This is a genomic window from Variovorax sp. KK3, assembly GCF_001984055.1.
Lineage (GTDB): Bacteria > Pseudomonadota > Gammaproteobacteria > Burkholderiales > Burkholderiaceae_C > Variovorax.
On the sequence record NZ_LYVO01000036.1, the window covers coordinates 41,185 to 63,937 of the forward strand.

A 22,753-nucleotide genomic window follows, 5' to 3' on the forward strand; every position below is an offset into this window, starting at 1 on the left:
CCGAGTTACCCGTTCGTTGTGACTTCGGCCTGTCTATCGGCCAGCCGGTGTTCCTTGAGCTGTTCGCGCAACTGGGTCTTGAGCATCTTTCCGGTCGCGCCCAGCGGAATCGATTCCACGAAGATCACGTCGTCCGGAATCTGCCACCTGGCTACCGCCTTGCCCTTGTAGAACTCCAGCAACTTGGCCTTCGTGAGCTGCGCGCCGCGGCGCGTCACGACGACGATGATGGGTCGCTCGTCCCACTTGGGGTGGGGAACGCCGATGCAAGCGGCCATGGCCACGGCGGGATGCGCCATCGCGATGTTCTCGATGTCGATGGAGCTGATCCACTCGCCGCCGGACTTGATCACATCCTTGCTGCGATCGGTGATCTGCAGGTAGCCGTCGGCATCGATGGTGGCGACGTCGCCGGTGGGAAACCAGCCGCGGCCTTGCGCGTCCGGCACCAGCGGAGCGCCGCCGTCGCCCTTGAAGTACTCCTGCACCACCCACGGCCCTTTGACGAGCAGATCGCCGCGGGCCTGCCCGTCCCATGGAAGCTCACTTCCCTGGGCGTCGACGATCTTCATCTCCACGCCGAACAGGCCACGGCCCTGCTTCTGCAAGATCTGCAGCTGTGCCTCCATCGGCAAGTCCAGATGCTTTTTCTTCAGCGTGCAGACCGTGCCCAGTGGGCTCATCTCGGTCATGCCCCAGCCATGCAGCACCTCGACGCCGTATCGCTCCTTGAAGGCGCGCAGCATGCTGGGCGGGCAAGCCGCACCACCGATCACCGTGCGATCCAGGCTGGAAAAGCGCAGGCCGCCGGTATCCATGTGCTCCAGCAGCATCTGCCACACCGTCGGCACGCCGGCGGCGAAGCTCACGCTCTCGCTTTCGATGAGCTCGTAGACCGACTTGCCGTCCAGGGCCGGCCCGGGAAACACCAGTTTGCAGCCGGTCAACGCGCCCGCGTAAGGAATGCCCCAGGCGTTGACGTGGAACATCGGCACCACCGGCAACACCGCGTCGCGCGAAGAGATGCCCATTGCATCGGGCAGAGCCGCCGCGTACGCGTGCAGCAACGTGGAGCGGTGGCTGTAGAGGGCTGCCTTGGGGTGGCCGGTCGTGCCGCTCGTGTAGCACATGCTCGACGCCATGTTCTCGTCGAAACGAGGCCAGTCGTAATGCGCGCTTGCGCCGCCGATCCACCCTTCGTAGCTCAGCAGGTGGGGGATGCCGCTGTCGACCGGCAGCTTGTCCTCTTCGCACAGCGCGACCCACTGCCTGACCGCGGGACAACGCGCATGGACCGCCTGCACGAGCGGCAGGAAGCTCAGATCGAAGCACAGCAGCTGGTCGTCGGCGTGGTTGATGATCCAGGCGACCTGATCGGGGTGCAGCCGGGGATTGATGGTGTGCAGCACCCGGCCCGAGCCGCTCACGCCGTAGTACAGCTCCAGGTGGCGGTACCCGTTCCAGGCGATCGTGCCGACGCGGCCCGACGGCTCGACGGCGGCCGACTCGAGCGAATTGGCCAGCTGGCGTGAGCGCCGTGCGATTCCCGCCCAGGTGGTGCGATGGATGTCGCCTTCGACGCGGCGAGAGACGATCTCACCATCGCCGTGATGCCGTTCGGCGAAATCGAGAAGGCTGGAGATCAGCAGGGGGTGCTCCTGCATGAGGCCCAGCAACGACGGCCCGCTCATTCCGCGCCCTTCGGTCCGATGGTGATCTCGGTGACTGCCGACGACATGCACAGTGCGGTGCTCGCCACCGGCGACATCGATGCTGTTCGTTCTGCGATGACGCTAGACATAGCTCGCATCCTTGAACGCGAACTCCTGCAGGTGGCCCGACGCATTGACGTCGCGCCCGGGGTCTTCGGGAAGAGTGACATCGAAGTGCCTGCGCAGCAAGTCGCTGATCAATTCGTAGCATGAGCCGATGCGCAGGCACTCGACCTCGCCGTTGGCAAAGCTCAGCGTGGTTGCCGATCGCTGGTAGTGGTGGTACTTGCGCAGGCCATAGTCGATGACGACGTCGGCAATCGCGCGCAGCTCCGGCTGGATGTCTTCCACGCGAAACTTTGGCCCGGTGCCCGTGATGTTGGCCGACGAACCGAACACCGGCAGCACGGCTTCGCGGCACAGCCGGCACACCTCCTCGAACAGGGGTCCGCCGTTGAGCAGCAGTCCCACCGTGTCGTTGCCGGTGCTGGCCTCGACCAGCCGCTTGTCCATCTTCGCGATGAGAGGGTGGTCCTTGCGATAAGGCGCTGCCACGCCCACCGTGAGGTTGTAGTCCTGCGTCAGCATCTCCACCATGTCCTGCGAGCGCTGGTCGAGCACATGCAGTTCGCGCTGCGTCGCCATCGAAGCCAGCATGGCATTGCGCTTGTGGCCGCCGCGCTTCTTGGCGACGAAGATGCGACGGACCGCCTCGTAGGAGCCGCCCATCAGCGCATAGCCCGCGTCGTTGGGGATGATGGCGATACCGCCGCCCTGGAGCGTGTCGAAGATGCGGCGGGCATCGCCCTTGATATCCAATCTGTTCATCGGGAGTTCCTTGGTTGTCATTCGAGGGGGTAGCGTTTGACGAGCGCGCCGAGGCGCTCGCCTTCGGCTCTCACCTGGGCAGCGAATTCGGCGGGCGAGTTGACCAGCAGCTCGGCACCGGCGGCGACGATGGCGGCGCGGACCTCCGGCGCCTGTATCGCCTCACGCAGCGCTGCCTGAACGCCCTGGGTCGCGTCGGGCGTCAGGCCCAAGGGTGCGAATACACCGAACCAATTGACCGAACGATACTGGGCAAAGCCCGATTCGGCGGCGGTTGCGACCTCCGGCAATGCCGCCGCGCGCCGGTCGCCCGTGGTGGCGACGAAGCGCAGCGCACCCGCCTTGTGATGGGGCAGCGCAGCGGCAATGCCCGTGAACGACATATCGACGTTGTTCGCGATCATGTCCGCCACGATTGCGGCCGTGCCTCGGTAGTTGACGATGACGGTGGCGTCGAGCTTCTCTTCGGCAACGAACTGGCGCGACAGGATGCGCGACTGGTTGTCCGTCGTCGCGATCGAGCAGCGCTGGCCCGGACGGCGGCAGTACTGAACGAACTCGGCCAATGACCTCGCGGGAAGCTTGCCGCTGATCACCACGGCATTCGAAGCCTGCGCGACGGCCGTGATGGGTTGAAGCTGAGCCAGGGGATCGATGCCCTTGAGTCCCGGCGTGTACTTGGTCAGCACGATGGCCGGAACCTGCATCAGCAGCGTGGTGCCGTCGGGCCGCGCGTCCATGACTTTGCGCGTACCGATGAGGCCGTCCGCGCCGGGCAGGTTCTCGATGATCACCGGCTGGCCCCAGATCGAGGCGAGTTGCTTCGACACGGCGCGTGCGACGGTGTCCGTGCCGCCACCGGGCGAATAGGGCACGACCAGCGTGACGGGGCGCGTGGGCTTCCAGGCGCCGACGGGCGCCGCAGCGGTGGTCGCGATCGGCAGGCAGAACAGCAGCGCCGACGCGACCCGTCTGAGGAACAAGGTCTGCGCCATCTCAGCGGCCCATGGGTTGGCCGGCGTTGAAGCGGGTGCGAAGCGCATCCCACTCGTCGGCGCCGAACCGGCGGAACGTTTCCGCGACGCCGCGGGTCAACGTGGGCGGCATGTGGGTGGCCTTGAGCTGGGCGAGCGCGGCATCGGCAGCCTCCATGGCCGCCACCAGCACCAGGCCCGGCAGGATGGCCAGCTTGTAGCCCATGGCTTTGGCCTCCCGCAGGTCGATGTTGGGCGTGCGCCCACCCGGGACCACGTTCAGCAGGCAGGGGCCCTGCACTTGCCGCGGAACCATGGCCATCTCTTCCAGGGTCTGCATGGCTTCCACGAAAGCGATGTCGGCTCCCGCCTGCAGCGCGGCGTTGGCGCGCCAAATGGCTTCGTCGAGATTCATCACGGCGCGCGCATCGGTGCGGGCGATGATCACGAAGCTCTTCGTGCGTCGCGCTTCGGCGGCGGCGCGGATCTTGGAGACGAACTCTTCGCGCGGGATCACCTCCTTGCCATCCAGATGCCCGCAGCGTTTGGGCGAGACCTGGTCTTCGATGTGAATGGCGGCCACGCCGCGCGCTTCGTACTCGCGCACAGTGCGGGTCACGTTCAGCTCGTTGCCGTAGCCGGTGTCGGCATCGGCGATGAGAGGGATATCGATGGCGCGCGCCATCACGGCCGCGTTGTCGACCATCTCGCTCATCGTGAGAAGGCCGAAATCGGGATAGCCGCGGGCGGCCGAGGCGCCCGCGCCCGTCATGTACACGGCGCTGAAGCCGGCCTGTTCGATCTGTCGCGCACCGATGCCGTCGTAGGCACCGGGCGCGATGACCATGCCGGGGGCAGCGAGTTGCTGGCGAAGGGTGGATGAAGTGCTCAAGTGGATCTCCGGTGAAGGTTTCGTCGGTCTGGCAGTTATTCGCTCAGGTTCAGGTTGTTGGCCGAAATCAGCGCCTTCCATTTCTGCAACTCGCTCTTGAACATCTGCTTCGTCTGGTCGGGCGGCAGGAACGCCACGTTGAAGCCGCCGGTCTCCAGGAGCGACACGGTGGCGGCATCGCGTGTGATCTGTTGCAGGGCCGCGGTCAACGTCGTTTCGATCGCCGCCGGAAGACCCGGCGGCGCCACGATGGCGGAGCGGTAGATCGAGTTGATCTGCGGGTAACCGACCTCCGCCATGGTGGGAACGGTGGGCAGTTGCGAGATCCGCTGGGTCGACGTGACGGCCAGTGCGCGGACGCTCCCTGCCTTGACGTGGCTCAGCACGCCTGTGCTCGCAGGGAAGGCAAAGGCCACACGGCCGGACATGAGGTCCGGCAGCAGTGCGCCCGTGCCCTTGTACGGCACTGCCGTCAGCTCCGCTCGGATCAGGCTCTTGAACTGCTCGCCGAGCAGATGCGGAAGGCTGCCGACGCCGCTGGTGGCGTAGCTCGCCGTGCCGGGGTTCGACTTCACCCAGGTCACGAGTTCGGCGACCGAGTTGACCTGCAGGCTGGGAGGGATGCACAGCACGAGAGGCAGGCCGCCCGGGCTGCCGAGGAAGGTGAAAGCCTGCGGGTCGTAGTTGACCTTGCGGGTGGCCGGTCCGATGGACAGCGCGCCGTCGTCAATCAAATGAATCGTATAGCCGTCCGCCGGTGCCTTGGCGACGTAGTCCGCGGCGACCATGCCGCTGGCGCCGGGCTTGTAGTCCATGATCACCGGCTGCTTCAGGATCTTCTGCAATCCCTCGGCCAGCAGGCGCGCCGTGGCGTCACCGGCGCCACCGGGGCCGTAGCCGATGACGATCTTGATGGGCCTCGTCGGCCAGGGAGCAGTCTGTGCCAGGCTCGGCATGGCCACTGCGAACAGCGCTGCATGGCCGAGGAAGTTGCGGCGATTGAGCGAGACTGCTGCGCGGAGCGAATTTGTCTTCATGCTTTTTCCTTGATGTCGGGGCTATTGCTTCATCAGGCCGTTGGCGGCCATCCACGACTGGATCAGGCTCGCCACTTCATCGGAGTTGCGATCCATCATCAGCATGTGCGAATTGCCGCGGATGCCTCGCGCCGGCAGATCCAACAGATCGGCTTTGGCTCCCTGGGCGAGCAGCGCAGCGCGGTATCGATCGGGCGCAGCCCGAAGCTTGGTCCAGCCGTCGTTGCCCGCCAGGTTGTCGCCCCACACGAAGAGATGCGGCACGTTCTTCGCGGCAGAGAGGTCGACGCGCGCCGGATCGGGCGCGCCACCGGGCTCCACCGCGACGATGCCCTTGACCTTGCCCGGTGCGTTGAGCGAAGCCTGTAGGGCAAAGGCCGAGCCCTGGCTGTGCACGACGATCACGCAAGGACACACCTTCGCCACCAAGGCGTCGTAGGCGGCCTGTGTGGCGGCATTGTTCGTAGCCCAGCGCGGCACGCCCTGTCGGGTGAACTGGTCGAAGGCTTGCGCAGGGAACTGTCCGCCGGCGTATGCCACACGTTTGGCCGGATCCTTGTCATAGGTCGGGCCAATGCGAAATCCTTCCCACGCCTCGTGCTTGGGCCGGAAAAACGGTTCGCTGGTGAAGATCTCCGGGTAGCGCGACCAGGACGCGCGGCCGCGCTCCACGGCATCGGACAAGTAGACATCATGGCCCTGCTTGAGGAAGTACTGCTGCCAGCCCGGCGCGCCGTCCGGCTTGGTCTCCCAGGTCACACCGGTGAGTCCGCCGCCATGCCACATCAGCAGCGGATAGCGGGCGCGCGGCGCGGCCAGCTTCACGTACTGCACATAGACCTGCCCGGTATCGAATTCACCGTTGGGGTCGACCTTCATCGGCGGCGCACTCGGCGTGAGGCGAATCTCGCGCTCAGGCAGACCGGCTAGCGACACCTGGGTGCCGCCGGTGTGAAAACTGCCGACTTCCTTCACATGGAAGCCATCCGTCGAGGTGCACCCGGTGGAAGCCGATGCCGCGGCCAAGACCGAGGCGTACCCCAGCCATCTTTTCTTCATGTCTCGCTCCGTATTCCTAAATGGCCTACCGCATCACGCTATGCGGAAGGTCGGCTCAGTTGTATTGATATTGCTACATCATAAACACAGGAAATCCGAGTTGGCAAATGCTTTATGCTGGCTGTAAGAATTTCTATTCGGCCATGACCCTTCCGACGCCCAAGCCCGAAGCCCAGCCTGCTCAGTTTTCCAGGGGGACATCGCTGCACCGCCAGCTCTTTCTGGTGCTTCGGGAAGAGATTTCGCGCGGCTTGTTCGGCAAGACGGGCGCGCTGCCAAAAGAGGAGGCATTGGGCGATCGGTTCGGCGTATCGCGCGTGACGGTGCGACGCGCCCTGGCCGACTTGGCCGCGCTCGGACTAGTTGAAAGCCGCCACGGACGCGGAACCTTCGTTCGCGGTGATCGGGTGCCGGTGGCCCGCCCTAAGCCGACCCTCGGCCTGATTGACAGCCTTCGCCAGGCGGCCAGCGACACGCAGGTCCAGGTGCTGCTTGTCGAGCAGTCCGAGCCGCCGGCGGATGTCATCGCCATGCTCCAACTGGCGCCCGGCGCCCGGGCCGTGCATGCCTTGCGCCTGCGCAGCGTGGGCGATACGCCGGTCATGTTGAGCGACGCCTGGGTGCCTGTGCCCTTAGGCAAGAAGGTGACCGCGAGCGCATTGCGCAAGCAGGCGCTGTACGAGATCCTTCTGGCCCAGGGCGTAAAGTTCGGGCGAGTGATTCAGGAGATCACCGCCGACATCAGCGATCCGGACCGGGCACGCCTGCTGCACACCGAGGTGGGTGTGCCGCTGCTCAAGGTCGTACGCGTCATTCACGACCCCGAAGGTCGTCCGGTCCAGTACATCACAGTCACGATGACACCGGAGCGCAGCCGCATCCTCATGGACTTCGCGGGCGACGCGGTCAACACCCTGAGCGCCGGGTACTTCATGCACGAGATTCCAATCGAAAGCCGCTGACTGTGGATGTAGCCCAATGCCGGCCATTCGCGAAAGCGGCGCACCGAGTGCCGCCAGGGCTTGGGTGAGCACTACATAGATGCGTCGGGCCGGCCTCTGAAGAAGCGGGCAAGAAGAATGCTCTGCGTTGGTTCGAAGGTCGCACCCGCACGAAGCATCGAGCCTCAAAGCGAGAAAAGATCGGTCATCATCCTTTGCCGGAGCAAGCGTCCGGTTCATACTATTTCCTTCGCGGCAGCCTGGCTTCGATGCCAGGCATGGAAGTTCCCCTTAGATCCTTTGATGCGATGAGGCGCGTTACCAGCGCGTAGCCGCCAGCATGAAAAAGGGCCGTCGCTGTCGACGACGAGGTCGTCATACTGACGCGAGTGGTTGGGCCAATGAAGTTCGTTACTCGTTATCAAGCATCCGGCTTGTCTTGCTGCCCAGCGAGCCCTCGGCCCTGAAATACCCCACGACGGTCGCCACACTCTGATGCCCCGTCATGGCCATCGTCTCCGGTAGCGGCATGTTCTGCCTGCCGGCCTCTGTCACGAAGCCCGCCCGTAGCGAATGCGCACTGAAGCTTCCCTCTATGCTCGCGAGCGCACATCGTTCCTTGACGATGTCGCGCACGGCCGCGGCCGCCAGTGGCTCCCCCAGATGCCCACCCTTGCGAATCCGGCGGAAGAGGGCGCCTTGCTTGATCCCGCTTGCAGCGAGCCAGTCCTGCATGGCCACGGCCGCGCGCCCGACGAGCGGCTTGACGTCTTCGGGACGCTGTGCCCCCGTTTGATTCGTCTTCGAATAGGCGAGCGTGTAGAGATAAGCCTTGCCGTCGACGCGTTGGAGGTTTTCCAGGGCGGCTGAGGCCACCTCGGAGCGCCGGCGGCCACCGGTGGCCCAGGCGAAGAGGAGCAGGGCACGATCGCGTTTTCCTCGCAGCGACTCGTCGCAGGTCTCCAGCACGGCCTCGAGCGGATCTTTCGTCAGCGCACGCTGCTTGCGCGGCCGCGCACCGCGCTTGGCGTAGGCGCGCCGGGTCTGGCCCAGCAACTCGCGCACGAGCGCGTCGGCGCAGGGGTTCGTTTCATTCGCCAGCTGGTGTGCCTTGGACAGCACCGCGATGCGGTGCACGAGCGTGTTGAGCGCGGGCGCGCCCAGGCGGGCCTTGTAGCCGCTCTCAACAAGCGCCCGGTCGATCTCGGGCGGCAGTTCGCTGACCAACTCGTCGCGATCCCTGCGGCTCTGCGACTCCTCGTCCGAGTCAGCCTTGCGCTCGGCGTGGTCGACGATGAACTGGACGACCACGGGCACTGGGACTGGCAGCGCCAACGCCTGGGCATAGCGCGCGGCGAACCAGGCGCACCAATAGCGCATGGCGGATGCATAGGAAACCCGCGTGTTCGAGGACTCGCCCTCGCGCAGCAGCGCGCGTGCGGCGTCCTCGGCGGTCTTCGTGAGCACTGCCGGATCGAGCGCAAGCCCATGGCCGACCAGCTCGGCGGGGACGGGCCTCGGGTGCGCCAGCGGTTGCAAGTTGGCGGCTTGGGTTGGTTTATCGTACATATGACATATGATTTGCTACATTATACAATAATAGATCACGATAACATTCTCTTATCGTGGGTAAAAGAGGGCGGGTTGAGCGTAATCGAAATTGGGAAGGTTCGAAGGTTGTTTTGAGGGCTGAGGGCTGGTTTGGCGTGAAAGGATGCAGATGAACAAGGTGACGGAATTCAGAGGCCGCGGGATTCAAGAATCCGATGTCTTCGCGGCCGCGGATGCGCTGCTGGCCGAGGGCCAGCGGCCGACGATCGAGCGCGTGCGGCTCAAGATCGGGCGTGGTTCGCCGAACACGGTGAGTCCGATGCTCGAGCGATGGTTTGCTTCGCTGGGCGATCGGCTGGTGAGTCTTCAGGCTGGGCCAGGCAGGCCCGCAGGCAACGATTCAGACGGCATGCCGGCGGGCGTGCGCAACGCGGCCAAATTGCTTTGGGAGACGGCTCGGCGTGAAGCCGAGGAAGTTCAGCGCGGCGAGCTCGAAGCGGCGCGGGCGGCGATTCAGGAGCACGAAGCGGCTCTCGCAGAGTCACAGGAGGCGCACGCTCGACGTGAGGAAGCCTTTGCGCAGGCACGCGTGAGCCTGGATGCGGCGCTGGCCTCCTCGCAGCGGGCCCGCGAAACGATGGAGCGGCAGCTCAAGGAACATGCGCTCGAGGCGCAGCGCGTGCGCATGGGGCTCGACGATGAAATCAAGCGGCTGACCGCCCTTCTCTCTCAAGCGGCTGAGAGGCAGGAGCAAATGCGCCGGGAACATGCCGAGTTTGCGGCTGCGAAAGATCAAGATCTGCGCCAAGCTGAAGAGCGGCATGCGGGCCAGGAGCGGCGCATGTTGGCGGACGTCGACCGCGCGCGCCAGACGGCCAAGCAACTTGAGGCAATCCTCGCCAGAGAGCAGCAGCAGCGCATTCAGAGCGAGGAGGCCGCGGCTCAGACACTGGAGGCTGGGCGCCGCATGTTGCGGGAGACACAGCAAGCCGCGCAGGACGTCGAGCGCGCGCTTCATGAACGGCTCACCGTCCAGGCGGGCGAACTGGCACAAGCCCAGGCTGATGGAGCTGCGTCGCAACAGCGCGTCGTGGATCTCGAGCGCCAGTCGCGTGAGGAACGCAAATTGCACGAGGACGCGCGCGAGCTTCTTGCCGGCGCCCTGGCAGCGGTACGCACTTCGGACAAGGTGGTACGCAAAGCCACAGTTCGGCGAGGTAAGCCATCTTCGGCAAATCCTTAGGAAACGGGGAGCCAATCCATCCATTCGTAATGAGAAGGTCGGGTGTTCGAATCATCTCTCCGGCACCAACATAGACAAGGGTCTGTTGCTATCAAAAATGCAGCAGGCCCTTTTCGCTTTGTGAAGGTGTAGCCACTGTGTAGCCACCGGCCCCGAAATCGGGGCTCGAAACAGCGCTCTTGCGTGACCAAGGTCGGGAGGCCGTATGAAGCCTCAAAGGTTGCCCCGTCGTGAGAGCATTTCGGTCCGTCAGTAAGCGCCCCTACAAGCTGGCTGGCTAGCTTGCAGCGCATGGCCGTGGCCCCTCGTGACTACCCGAGAGCTTCCAAGCTAAATTTACGCGCCTCCAACTACGTGATGTTCGCTATGAGTCGTTTGATTAGGAAGGTCGAAGCTTTTGCTCGTCAAGGGGCATCGTCCTGGGGTGGAGAGCTTCGCCGTACTCGCTGGAACCCCGCTGAGCGGGCAAGGCGCCATGCCAATTGACCCTTCCCTCAAATCCCATCCTCTGTACCCGGCTTGGAAGGAGTTTGAGGCTGCGGACGTGGCGCTTCGCCGTATGGTCGCATGTGCGCTACGAGATTTTGAAGAATACGAGGCGGCGTGGCGCGAGCTACTTGGACGCCTTGAGCGGGTCTGGACCAAGACAGAGGCTGCGGTAGCCGCCATACCCGGGTGGCAGAAGGTTAAATCTGACGTCGCACACAAGAGGCGTACTGACCCACTGCTCTTGTATCTCCAACAGGCCCGCAACGTTGACGAGCACAGCATCGCGCCGCTCGCAAAAGAGTGGGATGCAAACCTCAAGGGGGTTGTCGCTCCCGATGGACGCGTGCAGCTTTCCTGGGCCGCTTGGGATCGGCCCTTGCTTCCAGTTAAGAATAGAGGGGTGCTGTACCCACCGCCGCGGAGCCATCTGGGCGCCAGCATTTCTCCGCTCCTAGGCAAGCGCAAGGCGGAGCCACGAGTCGTTGCGGAGCTAGCGATGCGCTTCTACTGCGACTTCCTCAACCGAGTTTCCACCGAGGTGGTCGGCCTGCCCCAGGGCTAGCTGTCTAGGCGTTCGAGTTTGCGCATTCCGCGCTCCAATCAGCTCCGGGAGCCACCTACTTCGTGCCTTCCTTGCCCGCTGTATCCGTTGATACTGTTCTTGGTCGAGTAGTTGTCGCTCTTCGTGCTGTTCGGATTGGTTGCGTGCGAGGGCGCGACGTAGGGGTGCCGTTGCTCCTGAAATGCGCGCTCACTCGCTGCAGTCGGCAACCAATCCGACAACTGTCGCAGGTTCGCGACGCGCAGGACGGCACCGAACAACGGATTGCAGGGATCATCGCGCGCAGTCAGTGCTACGGTGGGGCGATGACCTGACGCTGGAATACCGGCCACCGATGCCGGTATTCGCAAGCCAAGGGCCCCGGCCGGCTCGCGAAACTGCCCTCTTGAAATCGCGTCGGCTCGCGCATAAATTTCCGCCGAGAGCGAGCTGCGTGCCGCTCTTCCTGCCAACCCTAGAACTGCCAAGTTGAAAGGAGTCTGAAAATGGCACTCGAGTTCTTGCGCGAACTGGCGGAGCAATCCTTGCCCCTCACTCTCAGAGATCCCGTCCGCGTCGAGCAGGTCCGCTTTCTGCGACGAGCCGAATGTGTTGCTGCATTCATATCGACGATCGGTTCAGACCAGCCATTCGCGACGGTGTTGTGTGTGACCAAGCTCGGTAGAGAAGCACTGAAGCAGGCGGCTGAAGAGGAGCGCAAAGCGAAGGCCTTCAGACCGTCTCGCAAGCCAACACTCACGCGCTCACGACGGAACAGGCCCCAGAAGCCTATGGCTGCTTGGCAATCGGTGCCGCCGCCACTGGAAAATTCGCTTGGCGATACCGCTGGCGGAGCACGGGCTCAAGCTCAAAGCTCCTATCCGCGTTCCCTTTGAGCCGAAGCGCGCAGTCTTAACGCCTGTTAAGACAGTTTGCCGGACGCTGCGGCATACTTTGCTTCGAAACGACTGGCGTTTGGCGATGAACATCACTCCTCCGCGCGAATCTGCAGATCCTCCTGCGGCACCAGCAGACTGGACGATGGACGTCCAACTCGAGTGCACCACAGAGGGGACTTCCTACTATGTGGCTGAGGTGAGGCGTGCCGGTGAACTGATGTGCCGCGTCTCGGTCGTTGGGCTGCCGGAAGAGGATGCCGCGGCGCGCAAGGTTCTCGCTTCGAAAGCGCGCGCTTGGATCGATGAGTATGTGACGCGGCATGCCTCGGACAACGTTGCGCCTCCCTCGTTGGAAGGAAGTTCCTCCTGAGCGCTTGATATCAAGGCGGCAACTGGTCGAGATGATCGATCGTGTCTCGTAGACGGCTCAGCGCAGTGAGGGTGGCTGCGAAGACTTCCCTTGAGGTCCCATGCTCTTCGAGCACGCCGAGAACGAAGGCTTCGAAGCCGTCGCCGACGCTGCCCTCAAGCAGTTCGTGCTCTTCCAAGACCACATTGCCGCGCAGCAATAGGTCGGCCATCGCGCGTGCCATCGGCGGGTGAGCCTGCTCGAAATCCTCGACCAGGCGGCGCATCTCTTCGGGGCTTGCAGGCATGAGGCAAGACTATGCCAGGGGCGAGACGGGCATTGACCAATGTCGATACCCGCCATCAATGCCGGTATTCCCTCGACACCTCCAATGAAGTTTCTTCATCAATCAAGCTGAAGTCCAAAGGCGGCATTCTTGACCGCTTGCTTGAAGGAAGCAGATGCAAAAAAACTTAGATCAGACTCGGTTTCCTTGAGCTGAAAGTAAGTTTGATCAGACCTCGTTTGGCTGTGGTACATCCCCGCTATGCCGAACTTTTCTCCTTTCTGAACTAGAAAACAGTGGACGAACGAAGAAGATGAAAACGGCATGGACTCTCTGGTCGGCGGGAGGGTCAGGGGACCAGCTCCGTACATCGGCGGCACTGCATGAAATTGCTCATCAAACTGCGCCGGGCGACCCGTCTCGTCGCGCGTCCATCTCGCTGAGCGCAACAGCAGTGTGTCGTCTTGATACTGCTGCTTGATCGAAAGGTCCAAGGCCACGTTGAAGTGGTTTGGGTCACTCAGGTCAATGCGCCAGACTAAAAAAGCGACGTCGCTCAATTTCCGAAACTCCCCACCCATAGAACAAGCAATCTCATAACCTCCGCCGAAGGAGTTTCTTATGGTTGCTGCAGCATCGCCTCCGTGCAGTTCCGCTCGCAGAAAAAGAATGGCCATCATGACGCCGTGAAAGAAGGCTTCATGCAACGAACTTGTAGCGCCGGTGACTGACGTGAAGCTCGGTCTAAAGTTGAAGTACTCCCTGACTGCATCGGCGCCGGTTCCCCCTGCCATCACCTGGCCTACTCCGTCCACACTAAAAGTTTCTGCGTTGAAATTGAATTTGACGAAACGCTCGCCCCGGGCCACCCACCCTACAAGACTTAAGTCATCGATCTGTTCAGTGGTATTGCAAAGATACTGCCCGATTTGCTCAACGGTAAGCGGACCTTGGCCAGCAAGAGAGCGCAGGTCAGCAACTATGACTCTTGCCTGCAACCAACTCCCAGCCCATCCGATGACACACTTCGGGCTGATGAGCACGACTTTCTGGCGAAGGCCAAGAATTTGCCAGCCCCCGTCTGCCCCACCGAAAAAGTCGTCAACTCGACCAACAGCAGGGATTGACAATTCTGGCGCCTTTGTCTCACTGCTCCCCGATAGCAAAAGATCGCCCACTAGCGCTGCTGTGTCTGCGATGGAAAACGCGGAAATCACTGTCATTTCGGAACGTCTGGGCCTTCAACAATTTGGTCGAGTATCGGGCCTCCGCGGGAGACTGTCTCAACGCCTGAACCGCTCCGCCGGTATGGCGCCCTTCCGCTTCACTTTACCCATTCAGCCGTGCGGACGCCTGGCAGGTTAGCGGCTGCTTGCGTGCTTTGCCACGATGCTCCTCGGAAGCCTGAGCTGGTGGACTGCGACGTTGAACAGTTCCTCGCCTTCCTCCTCGCCCGCGGAAAGGTGGCTCAAAATCTCAATCGCCATGACCATCTTCAAGCTGCTTAAGCCGATCGACAGCAGGCACGATCTGTTGAGCGTGCTTCTCGACCGGAAGCTCTTCGAAGACTTTGAGGCGCTCTGCCATAGGAATCAACGCGAGGCCCCTGACGTCCTCCGTGACCTTCTTGCCGAGGCTGTCGAGCGCTACACGTTTGAATGGATGCCAGCAGATGGATCAGCGCCCGACAGGGGCTACCAGCCAGGCGCTTTGATCGCCGAGATGATTGCCGGGATCAACTACATACCTCCGGTCCCGAAGCGAAGGGGAAGGCCGCCGAAGAATCGGCCACCGCTGACCTGACTCGGCGGCATACACTGGACATTCATCCAGTAGTTGCATGTGTTCACCATCCTCTACCGCTGCCGCCGAGAAGGGTTGCCGCTGCACCCGGAAGACATCGAGGCTGCGCCAGTTCACGGCGAACTGCGCGTTCAGCGCAAAGGCATGAAGCGCGTGGCAGTGCTGCTCGCTGCCGATCGAGAGAGCTACGTGGTGCCGCTGCTCGACAAGGTTCGGCTGCTGGCCATCAATGACCGCGGCATCCTGCTCACGGGCTTCGAGGTCTACCCTACCCGCGGCCTGAAGGGCGCAGGGCCGATCTACAGGCAGACCTGGTGGTGCGAGACGAACCCGAACAGGCAGAAGCCAACTGCAGACCCGACTGAAGCACGGCGACGTGAGCGCGAGAGAGCGGCACGACAGGTCGGCACTTCGCTCCTGCGCCGGTCGGCCAGGCGCGGAAAGTACGACCCCGACATTTCTTCCTAGTCAGAGTTTCGAGCGGAGCCCCGATCTAGCTACTTGGTCCTAGTCCAGGCAACACCATGCTCGTCAACACTGACCGGAACCCAGTCGCAGCCTCCCGCAGTAGTTCGCTTGCATCCGTAGACCGCAGTCCGCTGCCAAGGCGCAGTAGTCTGCGCGTTCGCCGACGGCAGAACCTCCCAAAGGACGGACCTACCCGCGATGAGCGCCAAGCAGAAGGCAATGATCGCCAGCAGGAAGTTGGTTGTGCGAATCGAAGACATTCAGACCTCCTCAGTGTGAAAAGCCTGAACGCTAATCGCCTTCAACCTGGTGCGCAAATGGTTGGCGACGACTTCATTTCGTCGCTGGTCCATCTCACCTTGCTCACGCGGCATCGATCCGAGGCAACGGCGAAACGCCCTGAGCTAGACGCGCCTCAAGCTCGCTCACTTTCGCTTCGAGACTTGCCCTTTTCGCATTTCGTGCGTCTAGTGCTCGCTCGCTCGCCGCCATGAACAGGAAGACCAGACCGGCGCAGATGTTGAAGAAGTGCAGGAACAAGGCCAGCACGTCGCCCCGAGCAATGGGCTGACTGTCGATCTTGAAGACGTACATGCCCAACGCGGAGTTCGCAAAGAGCACCACGTAGAAAACCACGCTGAGAGCCCTCTTCCAAGAGCGCAAGAGCCATTCGCGCTTCGCCTCATCAAGGCTCGCAATTGCAACGGTCAACGCTCCAAGGCTCACCAGGGAGCCCACCATTGTCGAAACCGACGCCAGATCCATTTTCTGTCCCTCAATCGTTTCAGAAACTATAGCGAGCGCGTTGTGGGTCGGCCCCTGCGCAGCCGCTCGCAGATGGAACCTAGGGTTGTCAGCGTTGGTTCCTGTGAAAAACTTCCCGTGAACAGGGCGCGACCCAAGCAACAATGCGCCGACCAAAGAGCCACAACGGAACTGGCGATCCGCGCGCCGGTCAACATCATGAACTCAATATTGGCTGCGTGGCGGCGCACGGCCACTTCGTGTGGGATCAGACGCAGGCCAAGTACGAATTCACCAAGGAAGGCAAGCCCGCGACCGCGTTCTTGTTCAAGCTGATATCGTTGCTGCAGTTCAGCGGCACTGTCCCTATGATCGATGTGAACGCTTATGCGGAGTGGCTGACGAAGTAGTATCAAAGTGCGGTGGTAGACCTCCTGTCTTGCTACAACTACCGGGCTTTCATGTGCCCGTCGCCACCGGCAGGCTACCTGCAGCTATGACCCAGCTCCCAAAGTGCCAACTCATCTCGATCGCCGGCGTCGACATCCAGTTCGAGTGTCGCGGCGGCCACCGGCACGTCTACCACCACTACGCGACACTCAAAAACAGGAGAAGCCGCATCTGGCGGTTGGCGTCATGGTCGATCGGTTTGCGGCGAAAATTTCATCGCAGGCATCGAACATTGCCGCCATGAGCATGGAACTGCAGGCTTTTATGGGAGCTTGCGGCGCGGCCATCTCTCGTTGCTCTTGGGGAAGAAACATCAGGTCGACGGATTTCTCATGAAGCAACCGCGCCAACCTCAAACAAGCTGATACTGGCGAAGCCCGCACGCCCTCCTCCCAAGACCGCCCGCTGGCAGGCGCTGCGCTCCTTAGAATTCGACGATGCAGCAGCGACGGGAATTCATGCTCGCTGCTCGACACAACAGCAAGATCGATGGCAAAGAACAGCAATCGCGACGAGTTTCCGGCGTCAGTGATCAGACGACTCCGCGAACGCGTCGCAAACCGATGCTCGCGGGATGAATGTGGTGTCTCCACCATCGGCCCAGGGTCGGGCCCGCAGGACGTCGTGATACAGGGGGTTGGGGCCCATATTCATGCGGCCTCCCCCAACGGGCCGCGTGCGGATTCCGGTATGACGCCCGAGCAGCGCAGGTCTTTCGACAACGGCATTTGGCTGTGCCAATCCTGTGCATCGCTGATCGACAAGGATGCAACGCGCTACCCAGCCGCGCTGCTGCGTGCCTGGAAGATGCGCCGCGAAGCCGAAGCCTTGCTCGAGATCAATCGTTGGCCGGGAGTCGGCGAGGGCCAGCGGCAGATGGTGGCAGCGCTGTCTGGCTATCCTGGTGCAACGGCTTGGCCACCCATCGTTCCCAATGCCCATCGCGCCGTTCAGATTGCGCTCGAGAGACTGGACCCCCGCGTCCGGGTCCAGACTAGCTACATCAATGGTCGCGAAAGGATCGACCTCTCCGCCCGCGAAGATTTCGCCTTTTCGTTTCTTGTTCCTCCGGCACGCGCAGCGTCGTGGAAGTCCTCGCTCAATCAGGTCGTCACGCACGGTACCGCTGCATTCGATCTCGGCGGCGTGTCCGTCAAGGGATCTCGGCTGATCGAGCACATGCTGTCGAATGCCGTGACTCTGGAAATCTCCCGCCCCGAAACTGCAGCGGTGATGCGTCTGGAGCTCGAGCACGAAGCGCAGCCGTGCTGGTTCTTCGCGCAGCTGGATGGGCAAATGAGCGGTGGTAGCGCGCTTGCGACCTACCGTGGAAGCGCGCTTGAGGGCATGCTCACTCTCGGCATGGACGTCTCGCTCACCGGTGGGACTCGAACTGGCGGAAATTCCTTACACACAAAAGATCAACGAGTTCGCGACTAAGCTGCTGGAAGGCTGGCGCCTGCGCATCTGCTTGGAACTACGCGGGCAAGAGATCTTCTCAACGGGGGCCGACGTTGCGCGCGAAGAGCTTTCGGCAAGCCTCGACTTCTTTCGCTACCTCGATGCGGCGCGCGAGCTCAGCAAGCTGGCAGGTGTCGGAGTCCGCTTCGCGTCCGAATACGCGATCAGCCGACGCAACTTCGACGAAGTCCTGCAAGTCAGGGAGCAGTTCGATGTCCGACACCCCCTGTACGGTAAGGACATCACTCAGCCCATCCTTTTGAACATGCCGCCGGATGCCAATAGCATGGCTGCTCTGAGAAGCAGGCCCTCATGTGATCAAGGTCGAGGAGATCAAGCCGGTCGTGCTCTCGACCTTCGGACAGATTCTGTCCATGCCGTTGCGGACCTGGCTGTGCGCCCGCGCATCGTTGTGTCGTCGTCTGGGTCGAGCCGGGACTCCCCTGCTGGCGCTTTCGTTGGCGCCGGATGCGCCGGTAACGGTCCTGCTCGATTTCCAGAGGGCAGCCGGCGTCGAAGCCCCGGCCGACGCCACCGCGGTTCAGCAGCTCACACGGTAGGCCCTCATCCGCCACAGCCTGCTGTCGATCCGAAGATCTTCGCGGATCGCTCGCATCCGTATGCACGGTCGTTGGTTGATGGGCCGCAGCGCCCGGCCCCCATCTAGCCAAATGGAAAGGATTGCCGTCTGCGCAACTGATGTTGAAGCCGAATCGTGACGCGGCAGAGCGATCCGGGATTCACGCTTTCGACGCTCTGCTGCCGAATCACGGCGAGAAGAACCCTGTGATCATGGGCGCGACTGCTCGGCTGAATGCAAGGGGGCATCTTTGTGACGTAGAACCTCCAGCGACGGCGTTGATCTGAAATGCACTTTAAAACATAACAGGGCTTGCCATCCGCAGAGCGCCCGCGCCAAGTTCAAATGTCGCATCGTCGGCGACGGTGCGCTTCGTTCCGGATGAACACGCGGTGTGGGGTGGCTTTTCTAAATCTTTTGCGCCGAAGGGAGAGCCGGGATGTCAATCTCCGCCGCTCCGCGAACGCACATAGCGGCGTCTCGGCGCTCGTTTCGGCCAGAGTCGCAGTCTTCTCAGAGAAGGTGACGCGGAGGTCCGAGTTGTATTGGCTGCGATCGACGCGACCGGCGGCGCACCGCGATCGCTGCCGAGTTGCAGCGAAGCGGCACGAGCCGCCGAGCGCTTGAGGTGTCGCCTATGAATGGGGCCCGCTAGCCGTGTTGATTAGGCGCCCGCTCGACGGACGACGTCACTGCTCTGAGCGCGCGCAGGCGTTCGTTCGCAGGGGCCTCCGTCAAAGCCCGCCTAGCATGCCTTTCGTCGGCCGCTTCTTCCTCTTGGGCGCTCTTTCGTGCCAGCCATACCAATGAGGTGGCAATAGCAAAGCCGGCTAGCGAGATCAAAGCGACGACCGCCGTGACTGCCAAGAGCATTCTTCTCAGTTCGTAAGTCGACCCTTGATCTCCAGGAAAGCTGAATTCGGCGGTGACCAGGCCAAGGATCACCATGGTCGCCGCCGCCGCATGCCAGCCGAAATGCCGCTGGTATCTGCTGTGCGTTGTTGCGGGCATCTTCATCTAAGCACTTGCGCCGGCTAGGCGCACGAGCGACCAGCAGAAGGTGACCATCAATCCAATGAACAGAGCGGCTTTGAGCCAGACGCGGTCCTTCCGTCTTCTGTACGGCCCATAGATCGGCCCAAGTGGCGACGCGCGCATCGTGCGAACAGGCTTGTCCGTCCACCAGCCAAGGTTCGTGTCGTAGTGGTGCTCGTCTTGCATGGCGGCCATTCTTCATCTCCCAGCAGTACTTTGGTTTTCAATCCTACCATTAAAATGTGAAATAATCACATGCTTGAGCCTTTTAACCTATAGTGGGAGTCATCTGCAGACTATCGGCATGAGCCAACTATGCAAACCGAATTTGGCGAACTCACGACGGAACCCGCTCGCACGCAGATGTGGTGCGCGGACATGCGCGAGCTTCTGATGGAGGCCAGCTTCATTGGCGTTGTTGCTCTGACTTTGGTACTCCTCGTGGCGTGGTCGCCGGGAGTGGTCTGATGAGCAGGGCCGACCAGCTCTTGATCGCTTGCGGAGACAAGGGCATGCAGCGTCACAAACTTGCTCGTGCTCTTTGGGTCGAGCGACTCCAGTGTTTGGCTCAAGCTGAGCTGCATCAGAATCCGCGCCCGAACACTTCGCACGCTCAGCTTTCAGTTGTTGGGAGGAGCGACCACCCCCAGCAGGCGGAAGCCGTCGTCGACGCTGTGCGCGCGGGCGCCGCGCTGAATGCAAGGCGCTCGGTCGGGCTTTGAGCCTAAGCGCGGCTGGCAATCAACGACAACTCGCATCTTGATTGCTGTTGGCTGAGCTGCACGCGTCTTGTGCTCCAGCTTCTGCATGCGCAGTGCGGGTCGTCACTGCTGGTCCCATCAAGCACGAAAGTTGGCGCCGGCATGTGCGGTACCAGTCGTCGCGGTCCCTAGTTGCGAGAAGCCCCTAGAACCTCTCGCCCCTCACAAGATGGTTCTGATCGTTGAACATGAGCTCTCTGCGCTCCTTGAAGTCCAGAAGCCTGATGCGTCGTGCTGCCGCCGAACTGAGCAGGAACGAGGCTGTGTCCTGTTCTGTCGACCACGTGGTTGCGACGAGCTTCGGTGGACTGTGGTCCATGTCAATCGCCACGAAGCGCTTCGCATCATGCCGGCAGAAGCCAATCGGAATCTCGATACCGGATTCTTCGCAGAAGTCTTTGATGCGCTTGCTGTAGCGTTCGAACATGATCAGCGAAAGACAAAATAGGCGGCCGCACAACCTGCGAGGAGCACGATGAGCGAGATGTTGCGGCGCCATCCCGCGGCGAAGGTCTGCGCCTCTCGGCGGCGATTCGTTTCGAGCTCTTGGCGTCGAGATGAACTTACCCAGAAATCGTCGTCACTCTGTGCCATCTGGGTGTTCCCACAATGATTCCGACGGCTAGGAGATGATTGGCAGGAGCACGGTCGCACCTGCCAAGGCATTCATCACCATCCAGTACGCTGCAGAGTCACAGGCTCGGTTCCACCGATGTCGAAACGGCGCCGGCGTCGATTGGAAGTACGCCCGATCGTCGAGATCGGCGGCGTAGCAGGTCGACAGGTTGTGGTTGCAGCCCTTGCAGAAATGACCCGCTCCAACGTCGATCGTGCTGCATAGCTTGCAGATCTCGCAACCTTCTGTGCAGACTGCCCTCGGGCGCAGCGTTGCGAGGTTGGCAATGCTGTCGTAGGGAATCTCTTCGCGGGAGTTGCGGTGTTCCGTAAAAGACGACGTGGTCATGGCTGTCCCTCGACAATAGAAATGACTCGAGACCTCATTGCCGCACGACGCATGAGGCGTTGCTCGGCAATCGCCAGCCGTGCGAACATCAGGAGCGCCTCATCGGAAGGGCCGGGGCCGGACCCTTCGAGATGCCGTCGGAACGCTTCAACAATCCGCGCCTGGACTGCCTTCCTGATGCGCATTGCGACCATCCAGGCCTCGCGCTTCTTTTGGGCGACTGTGTCGGGAACTCGACGCGCACTCCCGCGCCCGCGTTGACTGACGACGACAGGTCGCCGCCTACCCCTTGCTTCGGAGCTTCTGAGCCGCTGTGTGACAGATACATGCATGTCTTATCTAGAGGGTGTGAAAAATTCACATGTAATAGTCCGTTTGTCCTATGGTGATCACCTGATCCATGTAAGACGCTGCCGCGTATCCCTGTCCTTTCGGGTTTTGCGCGACACATGGCTGCGGCACTGCGGCCGCGTGGCGTAACAATGCCGCTGCAGTACTAGGGTCCAAGGCGTCGACGTCGAAAGTCGCCTTGGCACCTGAGTGACGCATCGACGGCCTTTTGGCAACCGGCCCACCTGACCACCGCGCCGCGCTCCAGAGGGCATCGGCGTGGAACACAGCCACCATGGCGAGAGAACTGAATCGATCAACGAACGCCAGGCCCGATGGCAGCACGCGTGTTGCTGGTAGCAAGGCCAAGGGGAGCGCGGCGCGCACGCAGTGGGTACTGGAGGCCTGCGCGCGCGTGCTTCGTCCAGTAGTGAGAATCGCTCTCGCATTCGGTCTCAAGCACGCTCATTTCGAAACCCTTCTGCGCGACTTGCTGATCGAGGAGGCGCAACGACTGTGGCGGGCCAAGGGCGCGGAGCCCAACATCAGCCAGTTGTCGGTCACCACCGGGCTCAACCGCAAAATCGTCACGGCTATCGTCCGCGAGGCGGAAGAGAGTCTGCCGCACACCGAGGGTTCTGCGGCCGCCAAGACGCTCACGCTTTGGCTTCAAATGGCCAACGACGATCCGGCGCTGCGCAGCCTCCCCCTCGCCGCCTCCGAAGATCGCGTGTCATTCGAGGCTGTGGCACGGCACGCGAGCCGCGGCAACGTGCATCACCGCACGATCCTCGATGAACTCGTGCGCCTGGACATGGCAAGGGAGGCAGGTGGCCATGCAGTACTGAATGCATCGGGCTTCGTGCCGGCCAAGGATCTCAAGAGCATGCTCGCATTCCTGGGCGACAACGTCCGCGATCACTTGCTCGCTGGCGTGACGAACACTTTGGAGGAGGCGCCTCCGCTGCTTGAGCGCTCGGTCTTTGCCTCAGGCATTGCCCTTGCGGACTGCGAGCGGGTTCATCAACTGGTGCGCGAACGTTGGACCACGCTGAATCGCGAGCTGACGCGCGAGCTCACGCGCGCTTACGAAGCGGCAGATAGTCACGCCTCCGGCCGCATTCGAATCGGCATCTATACCTACTACGAAGACACGGCAGCCGTGGCACAGGCATCACCCCTTGCCCCCGATCAAAGAACGGACTGAATACATGAGCGCGTCCTGGCTGCGTACGCTATGCATTGCGCTGGGAACGACACTTGTGCTGTCCTGCGGGGGCGGCGGTGGGAGTGGTGGCGGAGGCTTCGCAGTCATCGGCGGTGGCTTTGCAGGACAGGCGCCGACCGGCGTTGGCG

Annotated in this window: 26 protein-coding genes and 1 pseudogene; 10 read left to right on the plus strand and 17 right to left on the minus strand. The window is 62.1% G+C overall.

The window, feature by feature from the left end:
- Positions 1–5 precede the first annotated feature (5 nt).
- The 6 genes from B0W80_RS18210 to B0W80_RS18235 form a co-directional block, all read right to left on the minus strand.
- The gene (locus B0W80_RS18210) at positions 6–1,676 is read right to left on the minus strand and encodes a 3-(methylthio)propionyl-CoA ligase (RefSeq protein WP_077000587.1); all 1,671 of its coding nucleotides are present in this window, start codon (positions 1,674–1,676) and stop codon (positions 6–8) included.
- Positions 1,677–1,793: 117 nt separating this feature from the next.
- Positions 1,794–2,540, minus strand: coding sequence for a Sua5/YciO/YrdC/YwlC family protein (locus B0W80_RS18215; RefSeq protein WP_077000568.1), 747 nt, complete (start codon positions 2,538–2,540; stop codon positions 1,794–1,796).
- A 17-nt stretch (positions 2,541–2,557) separates the two neighbouring features.
- On the minus strand, positions 2,558–3,535 hold the full coding sequence (locus B0W80_RS18220) for a tripartite tricarboxylate transporter substrate binding protein (RefSeq protein WP_077000588.1): 978 nt from the start codon (positions 3,533–3,535) through the stop codon (positions 2,558–2,560).
- A 1-nt stretch (position 3,536) separates the two neighbouring features.
- Positions 3,537–4,487: an oxaloacetate decarboxylase gene (locus tag B0W80_RS18225; RefSeq protein WP_306171865.1), complete on the minus strand. Its 951-nt coding sequence runs from the start codon at positions 4,485–4,487 to the stop codon at positions 3,537–3,539.
- Positions 4,442–5,443 (minus strand): tripartite tricarboxylate transporter substrate binding protein, encoded by a 1,002-nt coding sequence (locus B0W80_RS18230; protein WP_077000570.1) that lies wholly within the window; start codon positions 5,441–5,443, stop codon positions 4,442–4,444. Before B0W80_RS18230 ends, B0W80_RS18225 begins: the two co-directional genes overlap by 46 nt.
- Positions 5,444–5,464: 21 nt before the next feature.
- The gene (locus B0W80_RS18235) at positions 5,465–6,502 is read right to left on the minus strand and encodes an esterase (protein WP_077000571.1); all 1,038 of its coding nucleotides are present in this window, start codon (positions 6,500–6,502) and stop codon (positions 5,465–5,467) included.
- Between the two features lie 143 nt (positions 6,503–6,645).
- Between B0W80_RS18235 and B0W80_RS18240 the strand changes: the two genes are divergently transcribed.
- Positions 6,646–7,464: a GntR family transcriptional regulator gene (locus B0W80_RS18240; RefSeq protein WP_077000589.1), complete on the plus strand. Its 819-nt coding sequence runs from the start codon at positions 6,646–6,648 to the stop codon at positions 7,462–7,464.
- A 390-nt stretch (positions 7,465–7,854) separates the two neighbouring features.
- Here the strand turns inward: B0W80_RS18240 and B0W80_RS18245 are convergent, their stop codons facing one another.
- Positions 7,855–8,982, minus strand: a complete 1,128-nt coding sequence (locus tag B0W80_RS18245; protein WP_373038771.1) for a site-specific integrase — start codon at positions 8,980–8,982, stop codon at positions 7,855–7,857.
- Positions 8,983–9,163: 181 nt separating this feature from the next.
- Here B0W80_RS18245 and B0W80_RS18250 point away from each other — a divergent pair, with 181 nt between their 5' ends.
- Complete coding sequence (locus tag B0W80_RS18250; RefSeq protein ID WP_218668919.1) at positions 9,164–10,237, plus strand: DNA-binding protein; 1,074 nt, start codon at positions 9,164–9,166, stop codon at positions 10,235–10,237.
- 1,536 nt (positions 10,238–11,773) lie between these two features.
- Entirely contained in the window at positions 11,774–12,163 is a 390-nt protein-coding gene (locus B0W80_RS35940; RefSeq protein WP_143684680.1) for a hypothetical protein, read from the plus strand.
- A gap of 383 nt (positions 12,164–12,546) precedes the next feature.
- Here B0W80_RS35940 and B0W80_RS35020 read toward each other — a convergent pair whose 3' ends face one another.
- Together B0W80_RS35020 and B0W80_RS35025 are read right to left on the minus strand one after the other, a co-directional pair.
- Positions 12,547–12,801 carry a hypothetical protein gene (locus B0W80_RS35020; RefSeq protein WP_218668920.1) on the minus strand — a complete coding sequence of 85 codons (255 nt, stop codon included), beginning with the start codon at positions 12,799–12,801 and terminating at the stop codon, positions 12,547–12,549.
- A gap of 119 nt (positions 12,802–12,920) precedes the next feature.
- Complete coding sequence (locus tag B0W80_RS35025) at positions 12,921–14,024, minus strand: hypothetical protein (protein WP_143684682.1); 1,104 nt, start codon at positions 14,022–14,024, stop codon at positions 12,921–12,923.
- Between the two features lie 262 nt (positions 14,025–14,286).
- Here B0W80_RS35025 and B0W80_RS18265 point away from each other — a divergent pair, with 262 nt between their 5' ends.
- Together B0W80_RS18265 and B0W80_RS18270 are read left to right on the plus strand one after the other, a co-directional pair.
- Positions 14,287–14,604: a hypothetical protein gene (locus B0W80_RS18265; protein ID WP_077000575.1), complete on the plus strand. Its 318-nt coding sequence runs from the start codon at positions 14,287–14,289 to the stop codon at positions 14,602–14,604.
- Positions 14,605–14,643: 39 nt separating this feature from the next.
- Positions 14,644–15,072 carry a hypothetical protein gene (locus B0W80_RS18270; RefSeq protein ID WP_143684683.1) on the plus strand — a complete coding sequence of 143 codons (429 nt, stop codon included), beginning with the start codon at positions 14,644–14,646 and terminating at the stop codon, positions 15,070–15,072.
- 363 nt (positions 15,073–15,435) lie between these two features.
- Here the strand turns inward: B0W80_RS18270 and B0W80_RS18275 are convergent, their stop codons facing one another.
- Positions 15,436–15,837: a hypothetical protein gene (locus B0W80_RS18275; protein WP_077000577.1), complete on the minus strand. Its 402-nt coding sequence runs from the start codon at positions 15,835–15,837 to the stop codon at positions 15,436–15,438.
- Positions 15,838–16,040: 203 nt separating this feature from the next.
- Between B0W80_RS18275 and B0W80_RS18280 the strand changes: the two are divergent.
- Positions 16,041–16,226 (plus strand): annotated as a pseudogene (locus B0W80_RS18280) (hypothetical protein); the annotation flags it as partial.
- 189 nt (positions 16,227–16,415) lie between these two features.
- On the opposite strand, the gene B0W80_RS35030 reads toward B0W80_RS18280, so the two are convergent.
- Positions 16,416–16,772, minus strand: coding sequence for a hypothetical protein (locus tag B0W80_RS35030; RefSeq protein ID WP_143684684.1), 357 nt, complete (start codon positions 16,770–16,772; stop codon positions 16,416–16,418).
- 184 nt (positions 16,773–16,956) lie between these two features.
- On the opposite strand from B0W80_RS35030, the gene B0W80_RS18285 reads away from it, so the two are divergent.
- Positions 16,957–17,706: a hypothetical protein gene (locus tag B0W80_RS18285; protein ID WP_077000578.1), complete on the plus strand. Its 750-nt coding sequence runs from the start codon at positions 16,957–16,959 to the stop codon at positions 17,704–17,706.
- Between the two features lie 58 nt (positions 17,707–17,764).
- Here the strand turns inward: B0W80_RS18285 and B0W80_RS35540 are convergent, their stop codons facing one another.
- On the minus strand, positions 17,765–17,950 hold the full coding sequence (locus B0W80_RS35540) for a hypothetical protein (protein WP_077000579.1): 186 nt from the start codon (positions 17,948–17,950) through the stop codon (positions 17,765–17,767).
- A 91-nt stretch (positions 17,951–18,041) separates the two neighbouring features.
- Here B0W80_RS35540 and B0W80_RS18295 point away from each other — a divergent pair, with 91 nt between their 5' ends.
- Entirely contained in the window at positions 18,042–18,287 is a 246-nt protein-coding gene (locus tag B0W80_RS18295) for a hypothetical protein (protein WP_077000580.1), read from the plus strand.
- A 671-nt stretch (positions 18,288–18,958) separates the two neighbouring features.
- On the opposite strand, the gene B0W80_RS18300 is transcribed toward B0W80_RS18295, so the two are convergent.
- Complete coding sequence (locus B0W80_RS18300; protein WP_077000581.1) at positions 18,959–19,324, minus strand: hypothetical protein; 366 nt, start codon at positions 19,322–19,324, stop codon at positions 18,959–18,961.
- The gene (locus B0W80_RS35945; protein WP_143684685.1) at positions 19,325–19,528 is read right to left on the minus strand and encodes a hypothetical protein; all 204 of its coding nucleotides are present in this window, start codon (positions 19,526–19,528) and stop codon (positions 19,325–19,327) included.
- A 129-nt stretch (positions 19,529–19,657) separates the two neighbouring features.
- On the opposite strand from B0W80_RS35945, the gene B0W80_RS35545 reads away from it, so the two are divergent.
- On the plus strand, positions 19,658–19,810 hold the full coding sequence (locus B0W80_RS35545) for a hypothetical protein (protein ID WP_179106969.1): 153 nt from the start codon (positions 19,658–19,660) through the stop codon (positions 19,808–19,810).
- A 438-nt stretch (positions 19,811–20,248) separates the two neighbouring features.
- Here B0W80_RS35545 and B0W80_RS18310 read toward each other — a convergent pair whose 3' ends face one another.
- From B0W80_RS18310 to B0W80_RS18315, 3 genes are read right to left on the minus strand one after another with little or no spacing between them, the layout of a single operon-like run.
- Positions 20,249–20,530, minus strand: a complete 282-nt coding sequence (locus B0W80_RS18310) for a hypothetical protein (protein ID WP_077000583.1) — start codon at positions 20,528–20,530, stop codon at positions 20,249–20,251.
- A 2-nt stretch (positions 20,531–20,532) separates the two neighbouring features.
- On the minus strand, positions 20,533–20,697 hold the full coding sequence (locus tag B0W80_RS35550) for a hypothetical protein (protein WP_179106970.1): 165 nt from the start codon (positions 20,695–20,697) through the stop codon (positions 20,533–20,535).
- Positions 20,698–20,725: 28 nt separating this feature from the next.
- Positions 20,726–21,067 (minus strand): hypothetical protein, encoded by a 342-nt coding sequence (locus B0W80_RS18315; protein WP_077000584.1) that lies wholly within the window; start codon positions 21,065–21,067, stop codon positions 20,726–20,728.
- A gap of 625 nt (positions 21,068–21,692) precedes the next feature.
- Between B0W80_RS18315 and B0W80_RS18320 the strand changes: the two genes are divergently transcribed.
- Positions 21,693–22,604: a DUF6502 family protein gene (locus tag B0W80_RS18320; protein ID WP_256856617.1), complete on the plus strand. Its 912-nt coding sequence runs from the start codon at positions 21,693–21,695 to the stop codon at positions 22,602–22,604.
- The last annotated feature ends 149 nt before the right edge of the window (positions 22,605–22,753 follow it).

What these genes read in the sequence shown, in the direction of transcription:
- B0W80_RS18300 (WP_077000581.1), bottom strand. Translation starts at nt 19,324, where the DNA reads ATGAAGATGCCCGCAACAACGCACAGCAGATACCAGCGGCATTTCGGC.
- B0W80_RS18275 (WP_077000577.1), bottom strand. Translation starts at nt 15,837, where the DNA reads ATGGATCTGGCGTCGGTTTCGACAATGGTGGGCTCCCTGGTGAGCCTT.
- B0W80_RS18310 (WP_077000583.1), bottom strand. Translation starts at nt 20,530, where the DNA reads ATGTTCGAACGCTACAGCAAGCGCATCAAAGACTTCTGCGAAGAATCC.
- B0W80_RS18240 (WP_077000589.1), top strand. Translation starts at nt 6,646, where the DNA reads ATGACCCTTCCGACGCCCAAGCCCGAAGCCCAGCCTGCTCAGTTTTCC.
- B0W80_RS18250 (WP_218668919.1), top strand. Translation starts at nt 9,164, where the DNA reads ATGAACAAGGTGACGGAATTCAGAGGCCGCGGGATTCAAGAATCCGAT.
- B0W80_RS18315 (WP_077000584.1), bottom strand. Translation starts at nt 21,067, where the DNA reads ATGACCACGTCGTCTTTTACGGAACACCGCAACTCCCGCGAAGAGATT.
- B0W80_RS18285 (WP_077000578.1), top strand. Translation starts at nt 16,957, where the DNA reads ATGACGCCCGAGCAGCGCAGGTCTTTCGACAACGGCATTTGGCTGTGC.
- B0W80_RS18230 (WP_077000570.1), bottom strand. Translation starts at nt 5,443, where the DNA reads ATGAAGACAAATTCGCTCCGCGCAGCAGTCTCGCTCAATCGCCGCAAC.
- B0W80_RS18220 (WP_077000588.1), bottom strand. Translation starts at nt 3,535, where the DNA reads ATGGCGCAGACCTTGTTCCTCAGACGGGTCGCGTCGGCGCTGCTGTTC.
- B0W80_RS35945 (WP_143684685.1), bottom strand. Translation starts at nt 19,528, where the DNA reads ATGCAAGACGAGCACCACTACGACACGAACCTTGGCTGGTGGACGGAC.
- B0W80_RS18215 (WP_077000568.1), bottom strand. Translation starts at nt 2,540, where the DNA reads ATGAACAGATTGGATATCAAGGGCGATGCCCGCCGCATCTTCGACACG.
- B0W80_RS18320 (WP_256856617.1), top strand. Translation starts at nt 21,693, where the DNA reads ATGGCGAGAGAACTGAATCGATCAACGAACGCCAGGCCCGATGGCAGC.
- B0W80_RS35940 (WP_143684680.1), top strand. Translation starts at nt 11,774, where the DNA reads ATGGCACTCGAGTTCTTGCGCGAACTGGCGGAGCAATCCTTGCCCCTC.
- B0W80_RS35545 (WP_179106969.1), top strand. Translation starts at nt 19,658, where the DNA reads ATGCAAACCGAATTTGGCGAACTCACGACGGAACCCGCTCGCACGCAG.
- B0W80_RS18265 (WP_077000575.1), top strand. Translation starts at nt 14,287, where the DNA reads ATGACCATCTTCAAGCTGCTTAAGCCGATCGACAGCAGGCACGATCTG.
- B0W80_RS18235 (WP_077000571.1), bottom strand. Translation starts at nt 6,502, where the DNA reads ATGAAGAAAAGATGGCTGGGGTACGCCTCGGTCTTGGCCGCGGCATCG.
- B0W80_RS18225 (WP_306171865.1), bottom strand. Translation starts at nt 4,487, where the DNA reads ATGGAAGGCGCTGATTTCGGCCAACAACCTGAACCTGAGCGAATAACT.
- B0W80_RS35550 (WP_179106970.1), bottom strand. Translation starts at nt 20,697, where the DNA reads ATGGCACAGAGTGACGACGATTTCTGGGTAAGTTCATCTCGACGCCAA.
- B0W80_RS35025 (WP_143684682.1), bottom strand. Translation starts at nt 14,024, where the DNA reads ATGACAGTGATTTCCGCGTTTTCCATCGCAGACACAGCAGCGCTAGTG.
- B0W80_RS35020 (WP_218668920.1), bottom strand. Translation starts at nt 12,801, where the DNA reads ATGCGCCGCCTGGTCGAGGATTTCGAGCAGGCTCACCCGCCGATGGCA.